Raw genomic sequence first — 20,769 nt, 5'->3', positions numbered from 1 at the left:
GGCGGCGCGGCGCGAGCCGCCGGTCACTCGGGCATGTGCTGCGCGAGCCAGTCGATCAACACGCGCACCTTCGGCGGCAAAAACCGGTTGGGCGGATAGAGCATCCACACGGGGCCGCTGTATGCGCGGGGCTCCAGCGACCACTCGGGGAGCACGCGCACGAGCAGGCCGTCGCGCAGCGCATCCGCGGCGGCGAATTCGGGCAGGCTCGCAATGCCCCAGTCCGCGAGCGCCGCATCGCGCCGCGCGCCCACGTCGTTGGCGATATAGCGGCCTTTCACCTCGACGGCATGCGTTTGCGTGCCGCGCCGGAAGGTCCAGCGGTTGTCGTCGGGCGTTTCGCCGAGATAGAGGCAGTCGTGGCTGGCGAGATCCTTCGGGTGCTTCGGCGTGCCGTGCGCGCGCAGATAGGCGGGGGACGCGCACGGCATCCACTGCAGCGTGCCGAGCCGCCGCGCCGCGAGCCCCGGCGGCGGCGTGGGCGTAGGGCGAATCACGATATCGACGCTGTCGCGCACGGGATCGACGTCGCGGTCGGTGAAGATGAGCTGCACCGCGACCTCCTCATACGCGCGCAGGAAGCCGGAAATCAGCGGATGAATGACGCTTTGCGCAAACGAAATCGGCGCGCTGATGCTGACGCGGCCATGCGGGCGGCCGGTCAGACGGCTGGCGGCTTGCGCCGCGCTCGCGGCGGCTTCGACCATGTCGGTGCAGTGACGGTAGACCTCGGCACCGGATTCCGTGAGCCGCAGGCTGCGCGTGGAGCGCTCCAGCAGGCGTGTGCCGAGCGCGCGTTCGAGCCGCTGCATCTGGCGGCTCACGGTGGAAGGCGTGCTGCCGAGCTGGCGCGCCGCGACCGAGAAATTACCGGCGTCGACCACGCGGGCGAAGGTGGCCAGATCGGGCAGCAGGGGCAGGATGTCGGCGGGATTCATGCCAGGCAGGGCGAAGTCATCTGTGCATTTGGAGCATAAATGATGTTCCGTGGTATCGGATTATCGCCGCTAAATCATTATCGGACAATGTGTCCGTTCCCGGCTCATCTGCAGGCTCGTTCCCCATGAATGCTCTGACCCGTTCTTCCCGCACCGTCGATCTGCTGCTCGTGGCCGTCGCGCTCATCTGGGGCACGAGCTATGGCGTGGTGAAGGGTGCGTTGCTCGTCTACCCGGTGCTGGGTCTGCTCGCGCTGCGCTTTGGCATCACGTTCGTGCTGTTGTCGCCCGCGTTGCGCGGTCTGCGTCATGTGACATGGCGCGAGCAGATCGGCGTGCTCGTCGCGGGACTCCTGCTGCTCGGCATCTTTCTGGCCGAGACGTTTGGCGTGTCGCTCACGAACGCCTCGAGTGCCGCGTTTCTCATCAGCCTGTGCGTGGTCCTCACGCCGCTCGTGGAGTGGGCGTGGCTCAAGCGCGCGCCGCGTCCGGTGGAATGGGCAGCGGCCGGCGTGTCGCTGCTTGGCGCGCTGCTCCTGACGGGCGGCCATGTGGCGGCGAGCCCCGGCGATCTGCTGGTCGTGCTGGCCGCGCTGCTGCGCGCGCTGGCGACCTGCGCGGTCAAGCGCGTGATGAAGTCGGGCGCCGTGCCGGCGCTCACGGTGACGGCGGTCCAGTCCGCCGTCGTGGCGATCGGCTGCGCCGCGCTCGCGATCACTGTCGCGCCCGAACAGTGGCAACCGCTGCCGCACTGGCAGGGGCACGGCGTGTTCTGGGGCAGCGTGATCTATCTCGTGGCGGGCTGCACGCTGTTCGCGTTCTTCGTGCAGAACTATGCCGTGAGCCGCAGCAGCCCCACGCGCGTGGCGTTGCTGATGGGCAGCGAGCCGGTGTTCGGCGCGCTCTTTGCGTGCGTGTGGTTGGGCGAGCGGCTCACTTTGCCCGCGTGGATCGGCGGCATGCTCATCGTTGCCGCTTCGCTTTTCGCGCTCAAGCGCGAACCCCAGGCCGAGGCGCAGGTTGAAGCGCAGGACGCCGTGAAAGCGTAGGTTCGGCTCACATCCGCAATGCTGATATGCAATTGCGAATTAACTGGTAGGGGATCGAGACGCAGGCTGTTCCAATGGGCATTTGGACCTTCGATGCCGCAGGAGCGAGCCTTACGATGGCGAAGACGAACAAACCCATTTTGCTCAACGCGTTCAACATGAATTGCGTGGGGCACATCAATCACGGGCTGTGGACGCACCCGCGCGACCGCTCGACCGACTACCGCACGCTCGCGTACTGGACGAATCTCGCGCGCACGCTGGAGCGCGGGCTTTTCGACGGGCTTTTTCTAGCGGACATCGTGGGTGTCTACGACGTCTATCAGCGCAACGTGGATGTGACACTGCGCGAGTCGATCCAGTTGCCGGTGAACGACCCCACACTCGTCGTGCCGGCCATGGCCGCCGTGACCGGGCATCTCGGCTTTGGCGTGACGGTGAACCTCACTTACGAGCAGCCTTATTTGCTGGCGCGACGCTTTTCGACGCTCGATCACCTCACGCAAGGCCGCATCGGCTGGAACATCGTGACGGGCTATCTGGACAGCGCGGCGCGCGCCATGGGACTCGAGCAGCAGCTACCGCACGACGAGCGCTACGACCGTGCGGACGAGTACCTGGAAGTCCTCTATAAACTCTGGGAGGGTAGCTGGGAAGCGGACGCCGTGCGGCGCGACAAGGCCGCGCGTGTTTTCGCCGATCCTGCGAAACTGCATCGCGTGGAGCATGCGGGACGTTACTACCGCGTCGACGGCTATCACCTGGCGGAACCCTCGCCGCAGCGCACGCCGGTGCTGTTCCAGGCGGGCAGTTCGGGGCGCGGGCAGCGCTTTGCGGCACGTCACGCGGAATGCGTGTTCATTTCGCCGCCCGGACGCGCCGCCGCGCGCGAGACGGTGCGTGCGCTGCGCGAACAACTGGTGCAGGCGGGGCGCCGGCCCGACGACGTGAAAGTCTTCGTTGGCGCATCGGTGGTGGTGGGCGCGACCGAGCGTGAAGCGCGCGAGAAGTATGCCGACTACCGCCAGTATGCGAGCCGCGAGGCGGGGTTGGCGCATTTCGCGTCGAGCACGGGCATCGATTACGCGCAATACGATCTCGACGCGCCCGTGGATTACGCGCCGGGCAACGCGATCGAATCTGCCACCCGCACGGCGAAGCAACATGGCTGGACGCGGCGCAAGCTGCTCGAGATGTTCGAACTGGGCGGCCGCTATCCGGCGATTGTTGGCAGCGCTTCGCAGGTGGCGGATGAGCTGCAGGCGTGGATCGACGAGGCGGATGTGGATGGCTTCAACTTGAGCCGCACTGTCGTGCCCGAGAGCTATGAGGATTTCGTGGATCTCGTCGTGCCGGAGTTGCAGGCGCGTGGGCGGTATAAGACGGCTTATGCGACGGGGACGTTGCGGGAGAAGTTGTTTGGTGGTGAGGCTACCTTGCCGCAGCGGCATGCTGGGGCGGGGTATCGGTGGGGGACCGAGGTGGTTTGATTGGGATTTTTTTGTTGGAATCTTCGGTGCTTTTGGCCTTTCCTTGTGTTCGCGAAAACAAGGAAAGGCCAATGGGAGAGGCCAAAGCGCCGAGGAGCCGCGAACAAAAAACATCACGGCGCCCCGCGGCAGACCGCACCCACTCCCTTACTGCTGCGGAGCATCCTTCCAGGCAGGCAGCGTAGCCCCGTGATACACAGCACTAATTTCGGAAGCGACATTAGGCTGCTGATAGCTCTCCACGAGCGCATGCACCCAAGCCGCGTTGGCATCCTTCTCATTCACGGCAATGAAGTTGCGATAAGGATTGCCCGTCACCTTCTCCTGAGCAATCCGCTCCTGTGGAATCCTGATCCCCGATTTCACGGCCCAGTCCGTATTGACAACGGCCGCGTCCAGATCGCCAATCGCTCGCCCGACAATACCCGAATCGAGTTCCTTGAGATGGATATTCTTCGGATTCTTCGCGATGTCGCGCGCGGTCGGCAGCAGGCCAACATTGTCGCGCAACGTAATGAGCCCCTGCGCCTGCAACAGCAGCAGCGAGCGGCCTTCGTTGCTCGGATCGTTTGGCACGCCAATGGTCGCGCCCTGCGGCAGGTCCGCCACCGACTTCACCTTGCGCGAATACAGCCCGATCGGCTGCACGTAGGTAAAGCCGACAGGCACGATCTTGTAGCCGCGCGCCTTGATCTGCGCGTCGAGATACGGCTTGTGCTGGAACGAATTGGCGTCGAGGTCGTGGCTCGAAAGCGCTTCGTTGGGCTGCGTGTATTCGGAGAACGTGGTCACCTTGATCGTGAGGCCGCGCTTCGCGGCGTTGGCGGCGACCACGCGCCAAACGTCCTCGTCCTCACCCGACATGATGCCCACGCGCAACGTCTGGTCCGCCGCGTGTGCGAGCGTCGCGCCCCCGAAACTTACGCCCAGCGCGAGCGAAGCCAGCATCGCGCCCAGCAAGGTTCTTTTCTTCATAGGATCCATTATTCGAAGCGTTGTGGATAAGGCGATGCTAGAGAGCGCACTGCAAGCGGACAACCAATTTTCGGAGGATTGCTTAGCTATATTCGTCGTTTTGCGGCGCGCAGCGGCGTGGCTAGGATGCAGCGATTCCATCCATCACGCGAGTCTCGTTCGATGTCCACTCTCGCCGTTCCCGCTTCTGAAGCCGTCGAAGCCGCCGGGCTGGCGCAAGCCCCGCAACATGCCGTGATCCGTTCCGCTCGGGACGTCTCCCGCATTGTCAACGCCGGGGCCGCGCAGGGCAGTAACGCGCGCATCGTGATCGCCATCGCACTGGGCGGCGTATTTCTCGATGCCTACGATCTCACCTCGCTCGCCTATGGCATCAAGGACATCGCGCGCGAATTCTCGCTGTCGCCCGTGCAGGTCGGCTTCGTTTCGGCGGCCATTACGTTCGGCGCGATTCTCGGCGCGCTGTTCGGCGGCTATCTCACGGACCGCATCGGACGCTACCGCGTATTCATGGCCGACATGCTGTTCTTCGTCGTGGCCGCGATCGCGGCCGGCCTCGCACCCAACGCCTGGGTGCTGGGCGGCGCCCGCTTTCTCATGGGCTTCGGGGTGGGGCTCGATCTGCCGGTCGCCATGGCGTTTCTCGCCGAGTTCTCGCGCGTGGCGGGCAAGGGCAACAAGGCGGCCAGCGTGGCGGCGTGGTGCCCCGCATGGTACGCGGCCACGAGCACCTGCTATCTGCTCATTCTCGGCCTCTATGCGATCCTGCCCGAACATCAGCTTGGCTGGCTCTGGCGCATCACGCTCGCGTTCGGCGCGGTGCCGGCGCTCGTCATCATCGCCGTGCGCAGCCGCTATATCAGCGAGTCGCCCGTGTGGGCCGCGAATCAGGGCGATCTGGAAGGCGCGGCGCGCATTCTCAAGCGCGCGTATGGCGTGGATGCCGTGGTCGAACGCGCTGACGCGCCCACGCGAGCGCCGCGTGCCGCCTCGTGGCGCAACTATGGCGTGCTTTTCAACGCCACGTATCGCCGCCGCACGATACTGGCCGCAACGATCGGCGCGGCGTCTTCGTTCGGCTACAACGCCATCATCTTCGGCCTGCCTGTGATCATCGCGAGCTTTCTCCAGCAGGGTCCGCTCACCACCATCGTCGCTTCGCTCACGCTCAACCTCTTGTTCGCATTCGTTGGCGGGTTGATCGGCGTGCGTACCGCGCCCACTGTCGGCGCGTGGAAAATGACCGTGCTCGGCCACACGCTGCAGTTCGTCTCGCTCATTGGTCTCGCACTGATCGGCCATCCGGGCAGCGGCGTTTTCGTCGTGCTCGCCATTCTGCTGCTGGGCGGCTATCTGTTCGGGCAGGGGTTCGGTCCCGGTTCGCATTGCATGACCTATGCATCGCTCAGTTATCCGACCTCGCTGCGCGGCATTGGCGTGGGTTTCAATCAGACGCTCGTGCGCTCCGCCTCCACGGTGTCGCTATTCCTGTTTCCCGTGCTCGCCGCGGCGCTCGGCACCAAGGTCTTCTGGGTGATCGCCATCGCGCCGCTCGCTTCGCTGCTCGTGCTGCTCGCGATCCGGTGGGAACCCTCGGGCTACGACATCGATAGCGAAGACTACGCGGATGCGCCTGACGTTGCGGCTCAACGCAGTTCGGTATAACCCTGACGAGCGGCGGCGTTGGCGAACGCCTCGATCTCGGCGTACGCCTCGCCAGTGAGCCTGGTGAACCCGCGCAGCCGCAGTTTGTGCGCACGTTCGGGGTCGGCCGCAAGAGCGGCGTCGAGCGCATTACGCAGCGCTTGCGCCTGATCCTCGCCGAGCGCGCGTGAGGCGATCAGCGGAAGGCCGGGGGCGCTGGCTGTCATGCCGATGGTTTGCACGCCGTCGAACCGTTCGGGGTGCGAATCGTGCAGCAATGCGAACGTGACGCAGTCGATGGCGCCGACGTCGGCCGCACCGCTCGCCAGCGCGCGTAAGGTGGCCGCGTGCGAGCCTGTCCAGCGCACCGAGGCGAAGAAGCGGCCGTCGCGTGCGAGCGGCGCGACCGCGTGGCGCAACGCGTTCATGCCGCTATGCGAATCCGCGCTGTTGCATGCGGCGCGCAGGCCGCGGCACGCTTCGAGCGTTTGCGCGCCGCGCTCCCACGCCTGCGCCGAAACGGCGAGCACGCTTCGATAGCGCGGGCCTTCGCAACCGGGTGCGTCGAATATCGGGGTCGCAATCAGCCGGACTTCGTTGGCGAGTCCGAGCATGCGGTACGGATACCCGCAGGTCTGCGAGAGCAGCAAGTCCTCGCGGCGCCAGTGAGGCATGAGTTCGCCCTCCGGCGCGTTCTCGATCGCGATGTCGCCCATGTCGAACGAGCGCGCAACGATGGCCAGACTGTCGCTCAATAGCGAGCGCCACGCCGTCGCATGTTGCGGCGTCACGTTGTACATCGGCAGGGAGGTGATCCAGCGGGTCATCGGCGCATTCTACGCCGCACGCACGTGGCGCGTCGCGCAGCGCGATGAGATAAGCAAATGGCAATTCGTTGGTTGGTGAAGCGCCGCGCGTTCGGTAGGGTGAGGACCTGCGTTGCTTTGCTCTCCGTATGGAGTGGCACCATCCTTCATCGCGGGAGCTGGCGAACATGGCCGAATACTTCGACGCAGACCACGCGCGGGAAGTCGCCGCGCTCGCCACCGGATTCACCGCACGCACGGAATGGCCCACGTGGCTGCTGATCGCCGTGATCTACGGCGGCTGGTTTGCGTTGCTGGCGTTCGTGCGTGCAGGTCTGCTCACGCTCGTGGCCGCCACGCCATGCCTCATCGTGCTGTGCGCCTGGCATATGTCGCTCCAGCACGAATTGCTGCACGGTCATCCCACCCGGTTCGCCTGGCTGAACATGGCGCTGGGCTGGCCGCCGCTTGCTATATGGTTTCCCTATGCGGTGTACCGCGAGAGCCATATGGCGCATCATCGCGACGAAGCGTTGACCGTGCCCGGCATCGACCCCGAAACGAACTACGTGCAGCACGCGCAGTGGGCCCGCCTGCCGCGCTGGCATCGCGTGCTATGGCACGCACGCAAGAGCTTCGTGGGCCGGGTGGTGATCGGGCCGCCGATGAGCGTGGCCGCCATGCTCGCCGGCGCGGCGAAAGCGCTGCGAAGCGGCGACTGGCGAGACGTGCCGATGTGGCTCGCGCACTGCGCAGCTGTCGTGCTGCTGCTCGCGTGGGTGCAGCGTTACGCGGGCGTGCCGTGGTGGTGGTATCTCGTCGCTGTCAGCTGGCCCGCGCTCGGGCTCGCGATGGTCCGCTCGCTGTACGAGCATCGCGCGGCGTCGCATCCCAAGGCGCGCATCGCCATCAACGAGGCCGGGCTCGTCATGCGCTTTCTGTATCTGAACAACAACTATCACCTCGTACACCACGATCTGCCGCGCTTGCCGTGGTTTCAGCTGGCGCGCGCCTACCGCATGCGGCGCGACGACTATCGGCACAAATGCGGCGGTTTCGTGATCGAAGGCTACGCCGCGCTGCTCAGGCGTTACGCGTGGCGCGCGACGGATGCCCCCGCGCACCCGTTCGGCGACAACACCGCGCAGTGACGTTCACTCGCGGAACCGTTTGAAAAAGCGGCGAATGTCGGCCGCGAGCAGATCGGGCTCTTCCATGGCGGCGAAATGGCCGCCGCGCGGCATCTCGGTCCATTGCGCGACATTGAACACGCGCTCGAGCCACGACCGCGGCGGGTGATTGATCTCCCTGGGAAAGCGCGCGAAGGCGACGGGCGGCGCCACGCGTTGCCCGGCCGCGAAGCGAAACGGCTGGAGGCGGTTTTCCCAGTACATCTGCATGGACGTGCCGATGCTGCCCGTGAACCAGTACAGCGAAAGGTCCGTCAGCAAGGTGTCCTTCGAGAACCGGCGCTCGATGTCGCCGTCGCAGTCGCTCCATGCGCGAAACTTCTCGCCGATCCACGCGGCCAGTCCCGCGGGCGAGTCGTTGAGCGATGCTGCCGCCGTTTGCGGCTTCGTGCTGTGCATATGCGCGTAGCCGCCCTCCAGCGCTGCCCAGTCGGCCTTTTCGCGCAGATAGTCCTGTTCCGCCTCAGTGAGCGGGGCCTGCGCGGCATCGATTGCAGGCTCGTACGAGCTGGGCAGGAAGTTCAGGTGGATGCCCTCCACGGCCTGGCTGTGCCGCGCGGCGAGCGCGATGGACACACCCGCGCCGAGGTCGCCGCCCTGCGCGCCGAAGCGCTCGTAGCCGAGACCGCGCATCAGCGCGGCCCACAGGTCTGCGATCTGGAACGCGGAGGTGCCGGGTGCCGCCGGCGCGGGTGAAAAGGCAAAGCCCGGCAGCGACGGGGCGACGACATCGAACGCATCGGCCGGGTCCGCGCCGAATGCGGCGGGGTCGCAGAGCCGGTCGAGCAGCGCATGGAATTCGACGAACGAGCCCGGCCAGCCATGCGTGACGACGAGCGGGTAGGGCTTCGGGCCCGCGCCGCGCCGATGCACGAAGTGCACCCGCTGGCCGCCTGCGCCACCCGCACCCCCCACTTCGGCCATGAACTGCGGCAACTGGTTCAGCGCGCGTTCCGCGGCGCGCCAGTCGTATTCATCTGCCCAATACGCGACGAGCTCGCGCAGCCACGCATTATCCGCCCCTTGTTGCCACGCCGGCGACGGCGTAGCGTTGGCCCAGCGCGTGGCGCGCAAACGCCGGCGCAGGTCGTCGAGTGCCTCTTCGGGTACGCGAATTTCAAATCGGTCGATATGCATGGTGGTTCATCCGCACGCTGGCAGGCCGGGGAGCTGACCATTATGAGCGAATTCGCCGCCGCGCATCGGCCGCCCCCAGCGACCCTTCGAATTCCATCCATCGCTTACCAGATGTTTATCGAGGCATCCATTTCATTTATCGGCGTTTGGGCAGCGCGGCGGGGCCGCGAGACGCCTCATCGGGGTAGCGCGGCGCGGCGTAAACCCCACGGCGTCCGTGGTTTCCGCTATTTTCAGCCGTCGGCTGCCGCACCCGCTTATTGGCATGAGCGGTATTTTTTGCACAATCTAGGTAATAGCCCTGGCTACTAGCGCGGTGGGGCCAATTCGTACCGTAGCGCAACGATTCGAATCAGCAGCAGAGGTCCCAATGATCATCGACATCCACGGCCACTACACGACGGCGCCCGCAGCGCTGGAAGCGTGGCGCAAACGCCAGATAGCGGGCATCGCCCATCCGTCGGAGATGCCGAAGGTATCGGAGCTGAAGATCAGCGACGACGAATTGCGCGCATCCATCGAACTCAATCAGCTCAAGCTGATGCGCGAGCGCGGTCTCGATCTGACGATTTTCAGCCCGCGTGCAAGTTTCATGGCCCATCACATTGGCGACTTCGAGGTGTCGAGCACCTGGGCCGCCATCTGCAACGAGTTGTGCCACCGCGTGAGCGAGCTTTTTCCCGACCATTTCGTGCCGGCCGCGATGCTGCCGCAAAGTCCGGGCGTCGATCCCGCCACGTGCGTGGCGGAACTCGTCAAATGCATGGAGCAGTACGGCAACGTGGCGGTCAACCTGAATCCCGATCCCTCGGGCGGCCACTGGACGAGCCCGCCGCTTTCCGATCGCCACTGGTATCCGATCTACGAGAAGCTCGTCGAGTACGACATTCCCGCGATGATCCACGTGAGCACGAGTTGCAACGCGTGCTTCCACACCACGGGCGCGCACTACCTGAACGCGGACACGACCGCATTCATGCAGTGCCTGACGTCGGACCTGTTCCGCGACTTCCCCACGCTGCGCTTCGTGATTCCGCACGGCGGCGGCGCGGTGCCTTACCATTGGGGGCGCTTCCGGGGCCTCGCGCAGGAGCTGAAGAAGCCGCCGCTCAGCGAGCATCTGCTGGACAACGTGTTCTTCGACACCTGCGTGTATCACCAGCCCGGCATCGACCTGCTCACGCGCGTGATTCCCGTGGACAACATTCTGTTCGCGAGCGAGATGATCGGTGCGGTGCGCGGCATCGATCCCGAGACGGGGCACAACTACGACGACACGAAACGCTATATCGAAGCTGCGCATGTCGATGCCGCGGATCGCTACAAGATCTACGAAGGCAACGCGCGCCGCGTGTATCCGCGCCTCGACGCGCGGCTGAAGGCAAAAGGGCTGTGAGCGTGCACGCCGCGGCTCGCAATCCGGGCAATACCAGCGAAGCGCAAGACAAGGCAGCCTCGCTCACTCTCGACTGAAACGGAAGTCAATGACAAAGGACGATGTGAAAAGCAACGCCGCGCTGGCGGGGGTCGGGTCGATGGCGACGCGCCTCCTGCTCGCCGGTCTCGCCGAGCAATACGAGCGCGAAACGGGGCAGCGGCTGACTGTTGCCGCGATAGGCGGCGTGGAAGCCGCGCGGCGCGTGCAGGCCGGCGCGGCGTTCGATTTTGCCGTGCTGGCGTCGGCGGCGATCGACCGCCTGGCGGCGGGCGGGCACCTCATTGGCGCGCGCACGGACGTCGTGCGCTCCGGCATGGCGGCGGCCGTCGCCGCGGGTGCGGCGCACCCGGATATCGGCACTGAAGACGCACTGCGCGAGACGATGCTGCGCGCGGCGCGCATCGGCTACTCGACGGGGCCTAGCGGCGACCATCTGCTGCGGCTGCTCGAGCGCTGGGGCGTGGCCGAAACGCTCGGCCCGCGCCTCGTGATGGCGCAGCCGGGCGTGCCGGTGGCCAGCCTGATCGCGCAAGGAGAGGTCGAGCTCGGGTTTCAGCAATTGAGCGAGCTAAAGGATGTGCCGGGCGTTGACGTGATCGGGCCGCTGCCGGCCGGGGCGCAACTCGTCACGGTCTTTTCCGCGGCGATCTGTGCGGTGTCGCAGCAGCGGCACGCGGCGGCGGACTTCCTCGCGTTCCTCGGTTCGGCACGGGCCGAGGCGACCAAGCGGGCGTTCGGCATGGAGCCGGCCGGCAACGCGGCGTACGGGCTGTAGCAGGGCAGCAGGGCGCCAGCAGGACGGCAATAAGAGCAATAGAAGGAGCAATAAGGCGATTGGATTGGACATCTCATGTCGCACGGTCCACGTATCCAAATTAATTAGGCTTACTAATCAGAAAAAAACAGAATCGGAGGCGTGAAAAGTGAATCAGAAGAACACCAGGACGGACAACCCCAGGAGGCAAGCATGAGAACCCTGCATACCCGGCGGCTCTTCACGAGCGTGCACGCTCGTGCCGCCTCGCTGCTCTCGCTGTGCGCCCTCTTCGCGGCGGCCACGCTCGTGGCCGCGTGCGGCAGCGGTGGCAGTGGCAGCAGTAGCGCCGATGCCTCGAAAGCGCCGCTCGCGGTCGTCGCGCCCGTGGTGGATTGCTCGAAGCTGGCTTCGGTCGACATCACCGATATTGGCGGCACGGGCAGCGCGATTACTTCGGCCAGCGTGACCACGGCGACGATCAACGGCGCTTCGGTCAACTTCTGTACCGTGAAGGGCACGCTCGCGCCTTCGAATACGTTCGAAGTAGCGCTGCCGGTGAACACGTGGACGCAGCGCTTTGCGGCGCTGGGCTGCGGGGGCCTGTGCGGCAACCTGAGCGACCCGACCCAGCAGTCGTCGTTCAGCTTCAGCTACACGTGCCCGCTCGTGCAGGAAGGCGGCTTCGTGACGGCGGCGACCGACATGGGCCACTCGGGCAACGACACGACGTGGACCACGGACCCGCAAAAACAGGCCGATTTCGCCTATCGCGGGCAGCACATCACGACGCTCACGGCGGAGAAGCTCATCAAGGCCTATTACGGGCAGACGCAGAAGTACGCGTACTTCATCGGCTGCTCGGACGGCGGCCGCGAAGCGCTGATGGCCGCGCAACGCTACCCGAACGACTATAACGGCATCATCGCGGGGGCACCGGCGGCGCACTTCCAGATCCAGAACTCGCTGTATCACGGCTGGAGCGTGGAGTCGCAAAGCACGACCGGCGACAGCACCGGCAACGCGACGCTCTACGCCGACAAGGCGCTCGTGCTGCACAAGGCCGTCGTCGCGGCATGCGGCGGCCAGGCGGGTGTGCCCGATGGCCTGATCGCCGATCCGCGCACCTGCAACTTCGATCCCGCCTCGATTCAGTGTGCGCAGGGCGCGACGAACACGAGCAGCTGCCTGACCGCAGCCGAAGTCGCCACCGCGAGCAAAATCTATGGCGGACCGGTGGACGCGACAACGGGCGAGCGCATGCTGGCGGGCTCCCCGCAGATGGGTTCGGAGGAGAACTGGGTCGGCGTGGAAGTGCCGACGACGAATTCGACGGCCACGCCGGTTTCGGTGAAGAGCCTGTTCAGCTACATGATCGTGACGGGTGCCTACAACCTGATCTTCACGGGCTCGCCCAGCATGCCGACCATCGACACCTTCGGCTACGCGGATGCGAGCTTCTACCCGACCTACCTGCAGGCCAACCATCCGCTGATGGACGCGACGAACCCCGACCTGTCGGCGTTCAGGAAAGCGGGCGGCAAGCTGATCCTGTGGCACGGCTGGGCGGATCAGCACATTTCGCCGCTCTTCACGATCCAGTACTACGAAGCGATGCAGAACACGATGGGCGCTTCGAACGTGAGCGATTTCGCGCGAATGTACCTCGTGCCCGGCGTGGCCCACTGCGGCGGCGGCGAAGGCTTCCCGAACATCGACCTCGTCTCGCAGATCACGGCGTGGGCCGAGCAGGGCACCGCGCCGAACGCGGTCATGACGTATCAGACCGATTCGTCGAACAACGTGACGGCCAGCCGCCCGGTTTATCCGTACCCGGCAGTCGCGCAGTTCACGGGCACCGGCGACTGGCACCTCGGCGCGAACTGGACGCAGGGTGCACCGCTGTACAACCAGCCTACGCATAGCTGGGCAGGTTCGAGCTTCTATACGACGTACACGCCGACGACGCAGGGTGTTGCCGCGCCTTAACGGGCAAACTTCGGGCACACTCGCATGATTCATCGTTGAACCGGCCAGCCCTTCGGGGCTGGTTTCGTTTGAATATCGATAAATAAAACGCATGATAAGTGCGGAGCAGGCGCGGCGGTTCGAACGGCGCCGCGGCCTCGAAAAGCGGCGCGCACGAGAGCGCCGCCCGCCGATGTAGCGGCAACTGAATTCCGCACGATCGTCCAGCGCGTTTGCGAATCCTTTCGGAGAACATCGATTTTGCTTATCACGCTGGATTCGATTCCAGCCCCGGGCCGCGTCGGGCAAAGCACCGGCCGAACGCGCCCGGCCTTTACGCGGCGCGGCTTCCCGGGCGGTATCGCGGGTGCGGGCGTGCCGGAATCGCCCATGCGGACGGGCACGGACGTATCCAATATGTGGTTAACCCGCACTTTCAGGCGAGGGGCTGGCCACCTATCGTGCCCCCGACGGATAGCAGTTCGTTGAAATTCGACTCGGGCACGAGCGAGCGGCAGACCACAGAACGGACAGGAGACTACAGATGTCTGGCAGCAAAACAATCGATATCAAGGCGTTCATCGACGAACGCCACATTTCGGCCTACCAGTGGCTACTGGTGGCGCTGTGCTTCCTCGCGGTGACCGCCGACGGCATGGACGTGGCCATCATGGGCTTCGTCGCGCCCTCGATCATTCACGAGTGGGGCATTTCGCGCCCCGAGTTCGGGCTCGTCATGAGCGCGGCGCCCATCGGCCTCGTGATCGGCGCGCTGGCCGCCGGCCCGGCCTCGGACCGCGTTGGCCGCAAGTGGGTGCTGATCACCTCCGTGTTCCTCTTCGGCGTGTTCACGATCCTCACGGCGTTCACGCAGTCGCCGGTTTCGATGGCGGTGCTGCGCGTGCTGACCGGCATCGGTCTTGGCGCGGCCATGCCGAACTCCACGACGCTGCTCTCGGAGTACTCGCCGCAACGCCGCCGCGCGCTGCTCATCACGATCATGTTCACGGGCTTCAATCTCGGCTCGGCGTTGATCGGCTTCGCAGCTGGCTGGCTCGTGCCGAACCATGGCTGGCGCGCGGTGCTGATTTTCGGCGGCGCCATTCCGCTTGCACTCGTGCCGCTGCAGGCCTGGCTGCTGCCGGAATCGGCGCGTCTTCTCGCCGTGCGGGGCGCTACGAGCAAGCGCATTGCCGCGACGCTGAACCGCGTGACCGGCGCGAATTTCGCCGGCGACGAGAACTTCGTTTCGACGGAGCCGCCGCTGCCCACGCGCAAGCCGATTGGCGTGCTGTTCTCGGAAGGCTATGGCGTGATGACCCTCGCGCTGTGGGTCACGTATTTCATGGGCCTGCTCGTCATCTATCTGCTGACTGGCTGGCTGCCCACGCTGATCAAGGACGCGGGCCTCTCCATCACGGTGGCGGCGAACGTCACGGCCATGTTCCAGATCGGCGGCACGATCGGAGCCGTGCTGGTGGGCTGGATCATGGACAAGGTGCGTCCGGCGCGCGTGATCAGCGCGGCGTATGTCGGCGGCGGCATTTGCGTGCTGGCGCTGGCGGGCGTGGGCGCGCTTTCCTCGTCGCTCGCCCTGCTGGTATTCGCCGCGGGCTTCTGCATGAGCGGTGCGCAAACGGGTTTGAACGCCTACGCACCGGGCCGCTATCCGACCGTTGCGCGTGCAACCGGTGTGAGCTGGATGCTGGGCATGGGCCGCTTTGGCAGCATCTTCGGTTCGGCCATCGGCGGTGCGTTGCTGGGCCTTGGCTGGGAATTCGCGGCGATTCTCGCGATGCTCGCCGTACCGGCCGTGCTCGCGGCGATTGCGATCCTGGTTTCGCAGCGTGCACGTCATTCGGAACCGGCTACGCAGGTGAGCGCGGCACACTGAGTCTGGTTTAGCAACAGCGCTGGATTGATCGGCGCGGCGGTGCGGATTGCACTGCCGCGCCGTTTTTTTTGTTTGGCGTGAGAGCGGAGGCATCGCCTCCGCTTGACTGCCGTTCGGTCCGTCAAATCCTGAACGCGCCCACCGTTTCGATCACGGTCTGCGCATTCCTGCCCAGCGTGTTGGCCGAAATCGAAAAGTGATTCACGAGTGCGCTGTCTTGCTGCGTGAGCGCCTCGATATGATCGAGAGCCTGCTTGATCTCGGCGATGCCGGTGCTTTGCTCGCCGCTCGCGGTGTTGATTTCGTCGATCAGCACGTTCACGTCGCGCACGGCCTGAACCGCCTGCTGCATCTTTTCCCGCGCCGTTTCGGTGAGCTGGCAGCCTTCCTGAACCTTCTGCGTCGAGTCGACGATCAGCCCCGCGATTTCCTTGGCGGCCATCGCCGCGCGGCCCGCGAGATTGCGCACCTCGCTCGCCACCACGGCGAAACCGCGTCCGTGTTCGCCCGCGCGCGCCGCTTCCACGGCCGCGTTGAGCGCGAGAATATTGGTCTGGAAGGAAATCCCTTCGATCACCTGAATGATCTCGCCGATCTTGCGCGAGGCCTCGGTAATGCCCTGCATCGTCACCGTCATGGCTTCCACGGCGCGGCCGCTGTCTTCGGTGATGGCGCGCGCCTGGCCCGCACTGGTGGCGGCCTGGCGCGCCGCATCGGCGGTCTGACGCACGTTGGCCGCGATATGCTGCATCGAGGCTGCCGACTGCTCGAGGCTCGCCGCCTGCGATTCGGCTCGCGCCGAGAGCGTCTGGCTGCCTTCGGACACGGTCGCCGTGGCAGCGCTCATTCTCGCCATCTGGTCGCGCGCGTCGCCGACGATGGCGCGCATGTTCAGGCTGACCTGATTGACCGATTGTTCGAGCTTGCCGACCACGCCGGTGGGCTTCCAGGTGTTCTCGACCTTCTGCGTGAGGTCGCCCATGGCGAGTCGCGTGGCGGCACCCAGCAGACGGCGCAGCGGATAGATGAACATGAAGCGCATGCGGTATTCGGCCAGCACGCCGAACGCCACGCAGGCGGCGAGGCCGATCGCCGTGCGCACCGGCGTGATCGACGCGGCGCCGCCGTCGATCAGGACACCGGTGACCATACCGGCTGCGGCGAGACCGCTCGTGAGCAGGTAGGTCTGCGTCTTCATGGTGGGATGCACGAAGCGCGCAAGCCGCCCCACCATGTCCTTGCGAACGATTGCGCCTGCCTGCAGATGGTGCGCCTGCCGGCCGGCTCTTTGCTCTGCGAGCAAGGTCGCGTACAGCGCCTCGGCGGCGCGAACCTGATCGCGCGAAGCGGCGGTGTGAACGGCCCGGTACGCAACGACATGCTGCCCTTCGATGATGGGCGTGACGCCGGTTTGCACCCAGCAATGCCGCCCCTGGCTGAAGCGGTTCTTCAGCACGCCGACCCATGGTTCACGCTTTTTCAGCGTGGCCCACATGTCGCGATACACCTCGGCGGGCATGTCGGGGTGGCGCACGACGTTATGAGGCTGCCCGATCAGGGCTTCGCGGGAAAGGCCGCTGGCTTCGATAAATGCGTCGTTGCAGTAGGTGATCATGCCGCGCGTGTCGGTGGTGGAAACGAGCAGTTTTCCGGGTGGGAGAGCGGCTTCTCCCTGCTGGTTGGGTCGGGTCGATGATTCGGTGTGCACTCGTGGTCTCCGTCGCTTTTTGATTGGGTTGTCCCGCTGTCCGATGCTTATCGGCCGGTGTTTTCGATCATGAATGGGGCGGTTCGAGGGCAAAAAACGTTGCTGCGGCGGAGGAGGGCGATAAATGGAGCGGAGCGTTGGGGCGTGGGCCGGGGTGCTGGGGCTGAAACGCCCGTGGCATAAGGATCGCACCCAGGAAGACGAAGCGTCGGTGGCTTTTCAGTGGGTGTGTGCATGCACAACACCCGATAACTTCTTCGCAAGTCCTGCAAAGCAGATTCGATACGACCGGTCGAAACGTGTTCAGCAAAAGTCGATAGCGACGGCCATTCCGGATGATGTGGCGTAGCCCGGTCTCCCTTCACTGCGTCACGTCAGTTGAGAGCAGACGTGATACGAGTCCAGTTTCGCTCGCTCGAGCTAGAACCCGGCGGCGAGATGTGGCGCAAATCCAATTCGCATTGCGTCCAGCGGTGATCAAGGCTTGTCCGCGTGGATCGCAGAACTCGCTTGCCTGCTCCGCAGGCTGCGCGTCAATTTTTCAATTGGCGGCTGGCGTTAGGACTGGGCGCCCGGGCGGTTACAAACAAAGCTCGGGATGCTTTTGCGTAACGAGGTTCCTCTTGATCGGCTACCGCGAAACTCTGTCTTAAAAAATAAAAGGACTCCGATTTATTGTCATTTAACAGGGATGTTAAAGATTCTGGGGAAGGCCGATGTCTGGTGATTGACGGACCGTGCTTGCAGCCCTAGATTTTTCACGCGATAGCTGCGGACGCAACGATTTTGTTTTTTCGTTCCTTTCAACCGCACAGGAAAGCGTCGAATGAATGCTCTCTCGAAGAATTTCACCGATGCGCTGCGACACCCGAGCGTGCGCGTGACCCAGCATCTCAGGCTGTGGATTGGCAAGCAGGAGAATGATCTCGATGTGCTCGACTTCAAGGTGCGCGGCGGATTTTGCAAGGATTACGTCGTCATTGTCACGGTCACGTCTGTGCGCCTCGACATCGACGGCAAGGATTACGTCGGGCGGCGCGCGGGCCTGCAGGTCGACGAGCGCGCCGCGGTGCCCTCGGCGAACTGGACGACGCCTGCCGATCATGCGGCGGCCACTTTCAATGGGGTGGTGACGCGCTGGAAACGGATCCGCACAAGCCGTGACGAGGCGGCCTACGAGGTGCGCATCGAACCGCGCTTCGCTGCGCTCGGCAAGCGCATGGTCCACTCCGATGTGCTCACCGATGTCACGTTCGAGGAGATGGTCAGGAAGAAGCTGGTCGACGGGCAAAACTTCGACGCCTTCGATGTCGAGTTTCATCTCGAAGGGCCGCAGGAAAAGATGCAGCAGATCGTGATGTACGAGGAGTCGGTTTGGCACTTCATCGCACGTCATGCGAAGCGCAAGGGCATTTTCTGGTTCTACCGGCAGGAGCGCGGCGAGAACGGGCTGCTGGACATCCTCGTGTTCGCGGACAATCCGCGTGCCTATATCCGCTCGGTCAACTTGCCGCTGCTGGCCAGTTCGGGTCTGCACAGCAATTCGCACGAGGCGGCGCAGGAGGTTCATGAGCAGCGTGCCCTGGTGCCGGCGGCGATTGAAGTTTGGGAGCGGAACTACAGGACGCCGGAGGACCCGCTCAGGGCCATGGCGAAAGTCTCCGCGAAGGCGGACGACCGCTCGGTGTTCGGGCAGATCAGCCGCAGCGCGGAGTTCCATCTGACGCAGCAGCAGGGCGAGACGCTCGCTCAGGCGCGACGCGACGAGCAAGTCGCGCGTCAGGTGACGCTCGCTGGCGCTAGCGACGCGAAGGGCATTGCACCGGGCGTAGTGATCAAGCTGACCAACGCGAAGATGCCGAGCGCCGAATACGGCTTCGTGGTGACGTCGTTCAAGATGAAGGGAAGCCGCACGAAGCCCGCTTTTGCGCGCTTCAAGGCGATGCCCGCGCATCTGACCTACCGGCCGGTGTTTGACTACGAGCGGGACTGGCGATTTCTGACGGGGCCTGTCGTCGGCGTGGTCACGACATTGGACTCGACCCCCTACGCATACGTGGACGAATACGGGCGTTATCCCGTTGTACCGAAGTTCCTGCAGGGCTCGAGAAATGCCAATAACAAGCTGCTGAACCTGCGCCTGCTGCGTCCGTCATCGTCCTACCAGGGCGGCTTCCATTCGCCGCTGCTTCCCGCCACCGAGGTTTTGCTCGACGGGGCCCACGGCGATATCGATCGTCTCCATATAACCGGTGCCCTGCACGATTTTTCGCACCCTGATGTCGTCCGAAGCACCGAGGCGCTGTTTAGTTACGCGATCTGGCGCTCGCCGCTTCTCGGGGCAGAGATCGTTTTCAATGACCTGAAGGGCAAGGAAAGCGCGCGTATCGCGACGGTCTACAGCCGGTCTGCGATCAACCAGGGGTACCTGCTCAACAGTAAAAAGCTCCTTCGCGGTGAGGGGTACGAAATTACCTCGAAGTCGTGGGGCACGATGCGCGCGGCGAAGGGGCTGTTCTTCTCGGCGGACGCGGCAGCGGGACCGGATACGCCGCACCTGGAGATGCCTGCCGCCGTCGCGCAACTCAAGGCGGCGCTGCAGCGCGTAACGGACCTCGCGGCGGCGACGACGCAGGCCGGGGCCGATCCTGCCGACCGTGCGACGCAGTCGGCGCTGCTCGACGGCTTGAATCAGCTTCGTGACGCAGGGCTCCTCGCCAGCGCCCCGGCAGGTATGGCGTTCGTGACGCCGCGCTCGGCCCAGCACTCGGCTGGAGAAAACATGATCGTTACGGCGGGCCAGGATCTGGACGTCAGCACCGCCAGGCGGCTACGGATGGCGGCAGGTGAGCTGATTTCGCTATGCGCGCACAAGCTCGGTATCAACCTGACCGCTGCGAAGGGGAAGCTTACGTCCTCGGCGCTCACCGACGGCATGGACCTGTTCGCACAGAAGCAGCTACGCATCGCGAGCGAGAGCGAGGACGTCCAGGTCTTGGCGAAATCGAAAGTCACGCTCAACAGCGGAGGGGCTTCGCTCGTCATCGAGGGCGGCAACATGACCTTCCACTGTCCTGGCGCGTTCACCATCAAGGCGGCCTCGTTCACGTTCGTCGGCCCCGAGAACGTGCCGGCCCCGTTGCCCTCTCTGCCGAAGAGCAGCCTGAAGATTCCCGAACCGTATTCGTCATCCCACTGAAGCCATGATCATCAGCCCTCCCTTTCTTCCGGCGTCGGGCCCGACGGCCAGCGACGCTTCGAAACTGGACCCCATGATGGATATCATCGACCAGTTCGAGATCGGCCATCACGGGGTCTGGCCGGTCACCTTCGACCGGCGTTCTCATTGCGCTATCCATCTGAATCCTGGTACGCAGGGCGCGGGTCGAGCAGAGCCGGTGCGCGCGATCGCTGATGGGGAGGTTGTCGCGTTCCGGGTCTGCAAGAACGGCATCCCGGATGGCGCGACCGATTCGAAGACCGGGCAGCCTTTGCTGAACTCGAACGCCGGCTTCGTTCTTTTGCGGCACAGAACCGACACGGGCGACGGACGCACGATCACGTACTACTCGCTCTACATGCACCTGCTGGACATGACCAGCCAGGAGGATATTGTTCCCCAACCTAACGAGCCACCGGAGACCGGCTCGGCGAACGCGCTACCCAAATGGCTGCTCGATACCGCAGCGGGCAAGGATGGGACGGTCCAGCTGGGCTGCACGAAGAGGGTGTACCGCAAGGACATACTCGGCTACGTCGGCCAACACCAGGGCGTGGC

At 64.7% G+C, this 20,769-nt stretch carries 14 protein-coding genes and 1 pseudogene; 10 read left to right on the top strand and 5 right to left on the bottom strand.

Features of this window, described 5'->3' with window-relative positions; translation table 11 throughout:
* Nucleotides 1-23: 23 nt before the first annotated feature.
* The gene (locus tag AB4Y35_RS18965) at nt 24-938 is read right to left on the bottom strand and encodes a LysR family transcriptional regulator (RefSeq protein WP_368705447.1); all 915 of its coding nucleotides are present in this window, start codon (nt 936-938) and stop codon (nt 24-26) included.
* Between the two features lie 125 nt (nt 939-1,063).
* Between AB4Y35_RS18965 and AB4Y35_RS18960 the strand changes: the two genes are divergently transcribed.
* Together AB4Y35_RS18960 and AB4Y35_RS18955 are read left to right on the top strand one after the other, a co-directional pair.
* Entirely contained in the window at nt 1,064-1,987 is a 924-nt protein-coding gene (locus tag AB4Y35_RS18960) for a DMT family transporter (RefSeq protein ID WP_368705446.1), read from the top strand.
* A gap of 116 nt (nt 1,988-2,103) precedes the next feature.
* Nucleotides 2,104-3,477, top strand: coding sequence for an LLM class flavin-dependent oxidoreductase (locus tag AB4Y35_RS18955; protein ID WP_368705445.1), 1,374 nt, complete (start codon nt 2,104-2,106; stop codon nt 3,475-3,477).
* 147 nt (nt 3,478-3,624) lie between these two features.
* Here AB4Y35_RS18955 and AB4Y35_RS18950 read toward each other — a convergent pair whose 3' ends face one another.
* Nucleotides 3,625-4,425 (bottom strand): MetQ/NlpA family lipoprotein, encoded by an 801-nt coding sequence (locus AB4Y35_RS18950; RefSeq protein ID WP_368706109.1) that lies wholly within the window; start codon nt 4,423-4,425, stop codon nt 3,625-3,627.
* Between the two features lie 189 nt (nt 4,426-4,614).
* On the opposite strand from AB4Y35_RS18950, the gene AB4Y35_RS18945 reads away from it, so the two are divergent.
* Entirely contained in the window at nt 4,615-6,117 is a 1,503-nt protein-coding gene (locus tag AB4Y35_RS18945; protein ID WP_368705444.1) for an MFS transporter, read from the top strand.
* Here the strand turns inward: AB4Y35_RS18945 and AB4Y35_RS18940 are convergent.
* Nucleotides 6,099-6,923, bottom strand: a complete 825-nt coding sequence (locus AB4Y35_RS18940) for a phosphate/phosphite/phosphonate ABC transporter substrate-binding protein (protein WP_368705443.1) — start codon at nt 6,921-6,923, stop codon at nt 6,099-6,101. The two genes, AB4Y35_RS18945 and AB4Y35_RS18940, sit on opposite strands and share 19 nt — an antisense overlap.
* Nucleotides 6,924-7,090: 167 nt before the next feature.
* Between AB4Y35_RS18940 and AB4Y35_RS18935 the strand changes: the two genes are divergently transcribed.
* Complete coding sequence (locus AB4Y35_RS18935) at nt 7,091-8,053, top strand: fatty acid desaturase (protein WP_368690074.1); 963 nt, start codon at nt 7,091-7,093, stop codon at nt 8,051-8,053.
* A 3-nt stretch (nt 8,054-8,056) separates the two neighbouring features.
* Here AB4Y35_RS18935 and AB4Y35_RS18930 read toward each other — a convergent pair whose 3' ends face one another.
* Nucleotides 8,057-9,229, bottom strand: coding sequence for an epoxide hydrolase family protein (locus AB4Y35_RS18930; protein ID WP_368705442.1), 1,173 nt, complete (start codon nt 9,227-9,229; stop codon nt 8,057-8,059).
* Between the two features lie 370 nt (nt 9,230-9,599).
* Here AB4Y35_RS18930 and AB4Y35_RS18925 point away from each other — a divergent pair, with 370 nt between their 5' ends.
* The 4 genes from AB4Y35_RS18925 (at nt 9,600) to AB4Y35_RS18910 (ending at nt 15,283) form a co-directional block, all read left to right on the top strand.
* Nucleotides 9,600-10,625, top strand: a complete 1,026-nt coding sequence (locus tag AB4Y35_RS18925) for an amidohydrolase family protein (protein ID WP_368705441.1) — start codon at nt 9,600-9,602, stop codon at nt 10,623-10,625.
* Nucleotides 10,626-10,713: 88 nt separating this feature from the next.
* Complete coding sequence (locus AB4Y35_RS18920; RefSeq protein WP_368705440.1) at nt 10,714-11,442, top strand: substrate-binding domain-containing protein; 729 nt, start codon at nt 10,714-10,716, stop codon at nt 11,440-11,442.
* A 192-nt stretch (nt 11,443-11,634) separates the two neighbouring features.
* Entirely contained in the window at nt 11,635-13,410 is a 1,776-nt protein-coding gene (locus AB4Y35_RS18915; protein ID WP_368705439.1) for a tannase/feruloyl esterase family alpha/beta hydrolase, read from the top strand.
* A gap of 523 nt (nt 13,411-13,933) precedes the next feature.
* Entirely contained in the window at nt 13,934-15,283 is a 1,350-nt protein-coding gene (locus AB4Y35_RS18910) for an aromatic acid/H+ symport family MFS transporter (RefSeq protein ID WP_321924504.1), read from the top strand.
* Between the two features lie 121 nt (nt 15,284-15,404).
* Here the strand turns inward: AB4Y35_RS18910 and AB4Y35_RS18905 are convergent, their stop codons facing one another.
* Entirely contained in the window at nt 15,405-16,991 is a 1,587-nt protein-coding gene (locus AB4Y35_RS18905) for a methyl-accepting chemotaxis protein (protein WP_368705438.1), read from the bottom strand.
* 826 nt (nt 16,992-17,817) lie between these two features.
* Between AB4Y35_RS18905 and AB4Y35_RS18900 the strand changes: the two genes are divergently transcribed.
* Nucleotides 17,818-20,190, top strand: a complete 2,373-nt coding sequence (locus AB4Y35_RS18900; RefSeq protein WP_368705437.1) for a DUF2345 domain-containing protein — start codon at nt 17,818-17,820, stop codon at nt 20,188-20,190.
* Nucleotides 20,191-20,194: 4 nt separating this feature from the next.
* Nucleotides 20,195-20,769, top strand: a pseudogene (locus AB4Y35_RS18895) (hypothetical protein); the annotation flags it as partial.

Source organism: Paraburkholderia sp. EG286A (genome assembly GCF_040965375.1).
Classification (GTDB): Bacteria; Pseudomonadota; Gammaproteobacteria; order Burkholderiales; family Burkholderiaceae; genus Paraburkholderia.
This window is presented reverse-complemented; position numbering and strand designations above follow the sequence as displayed.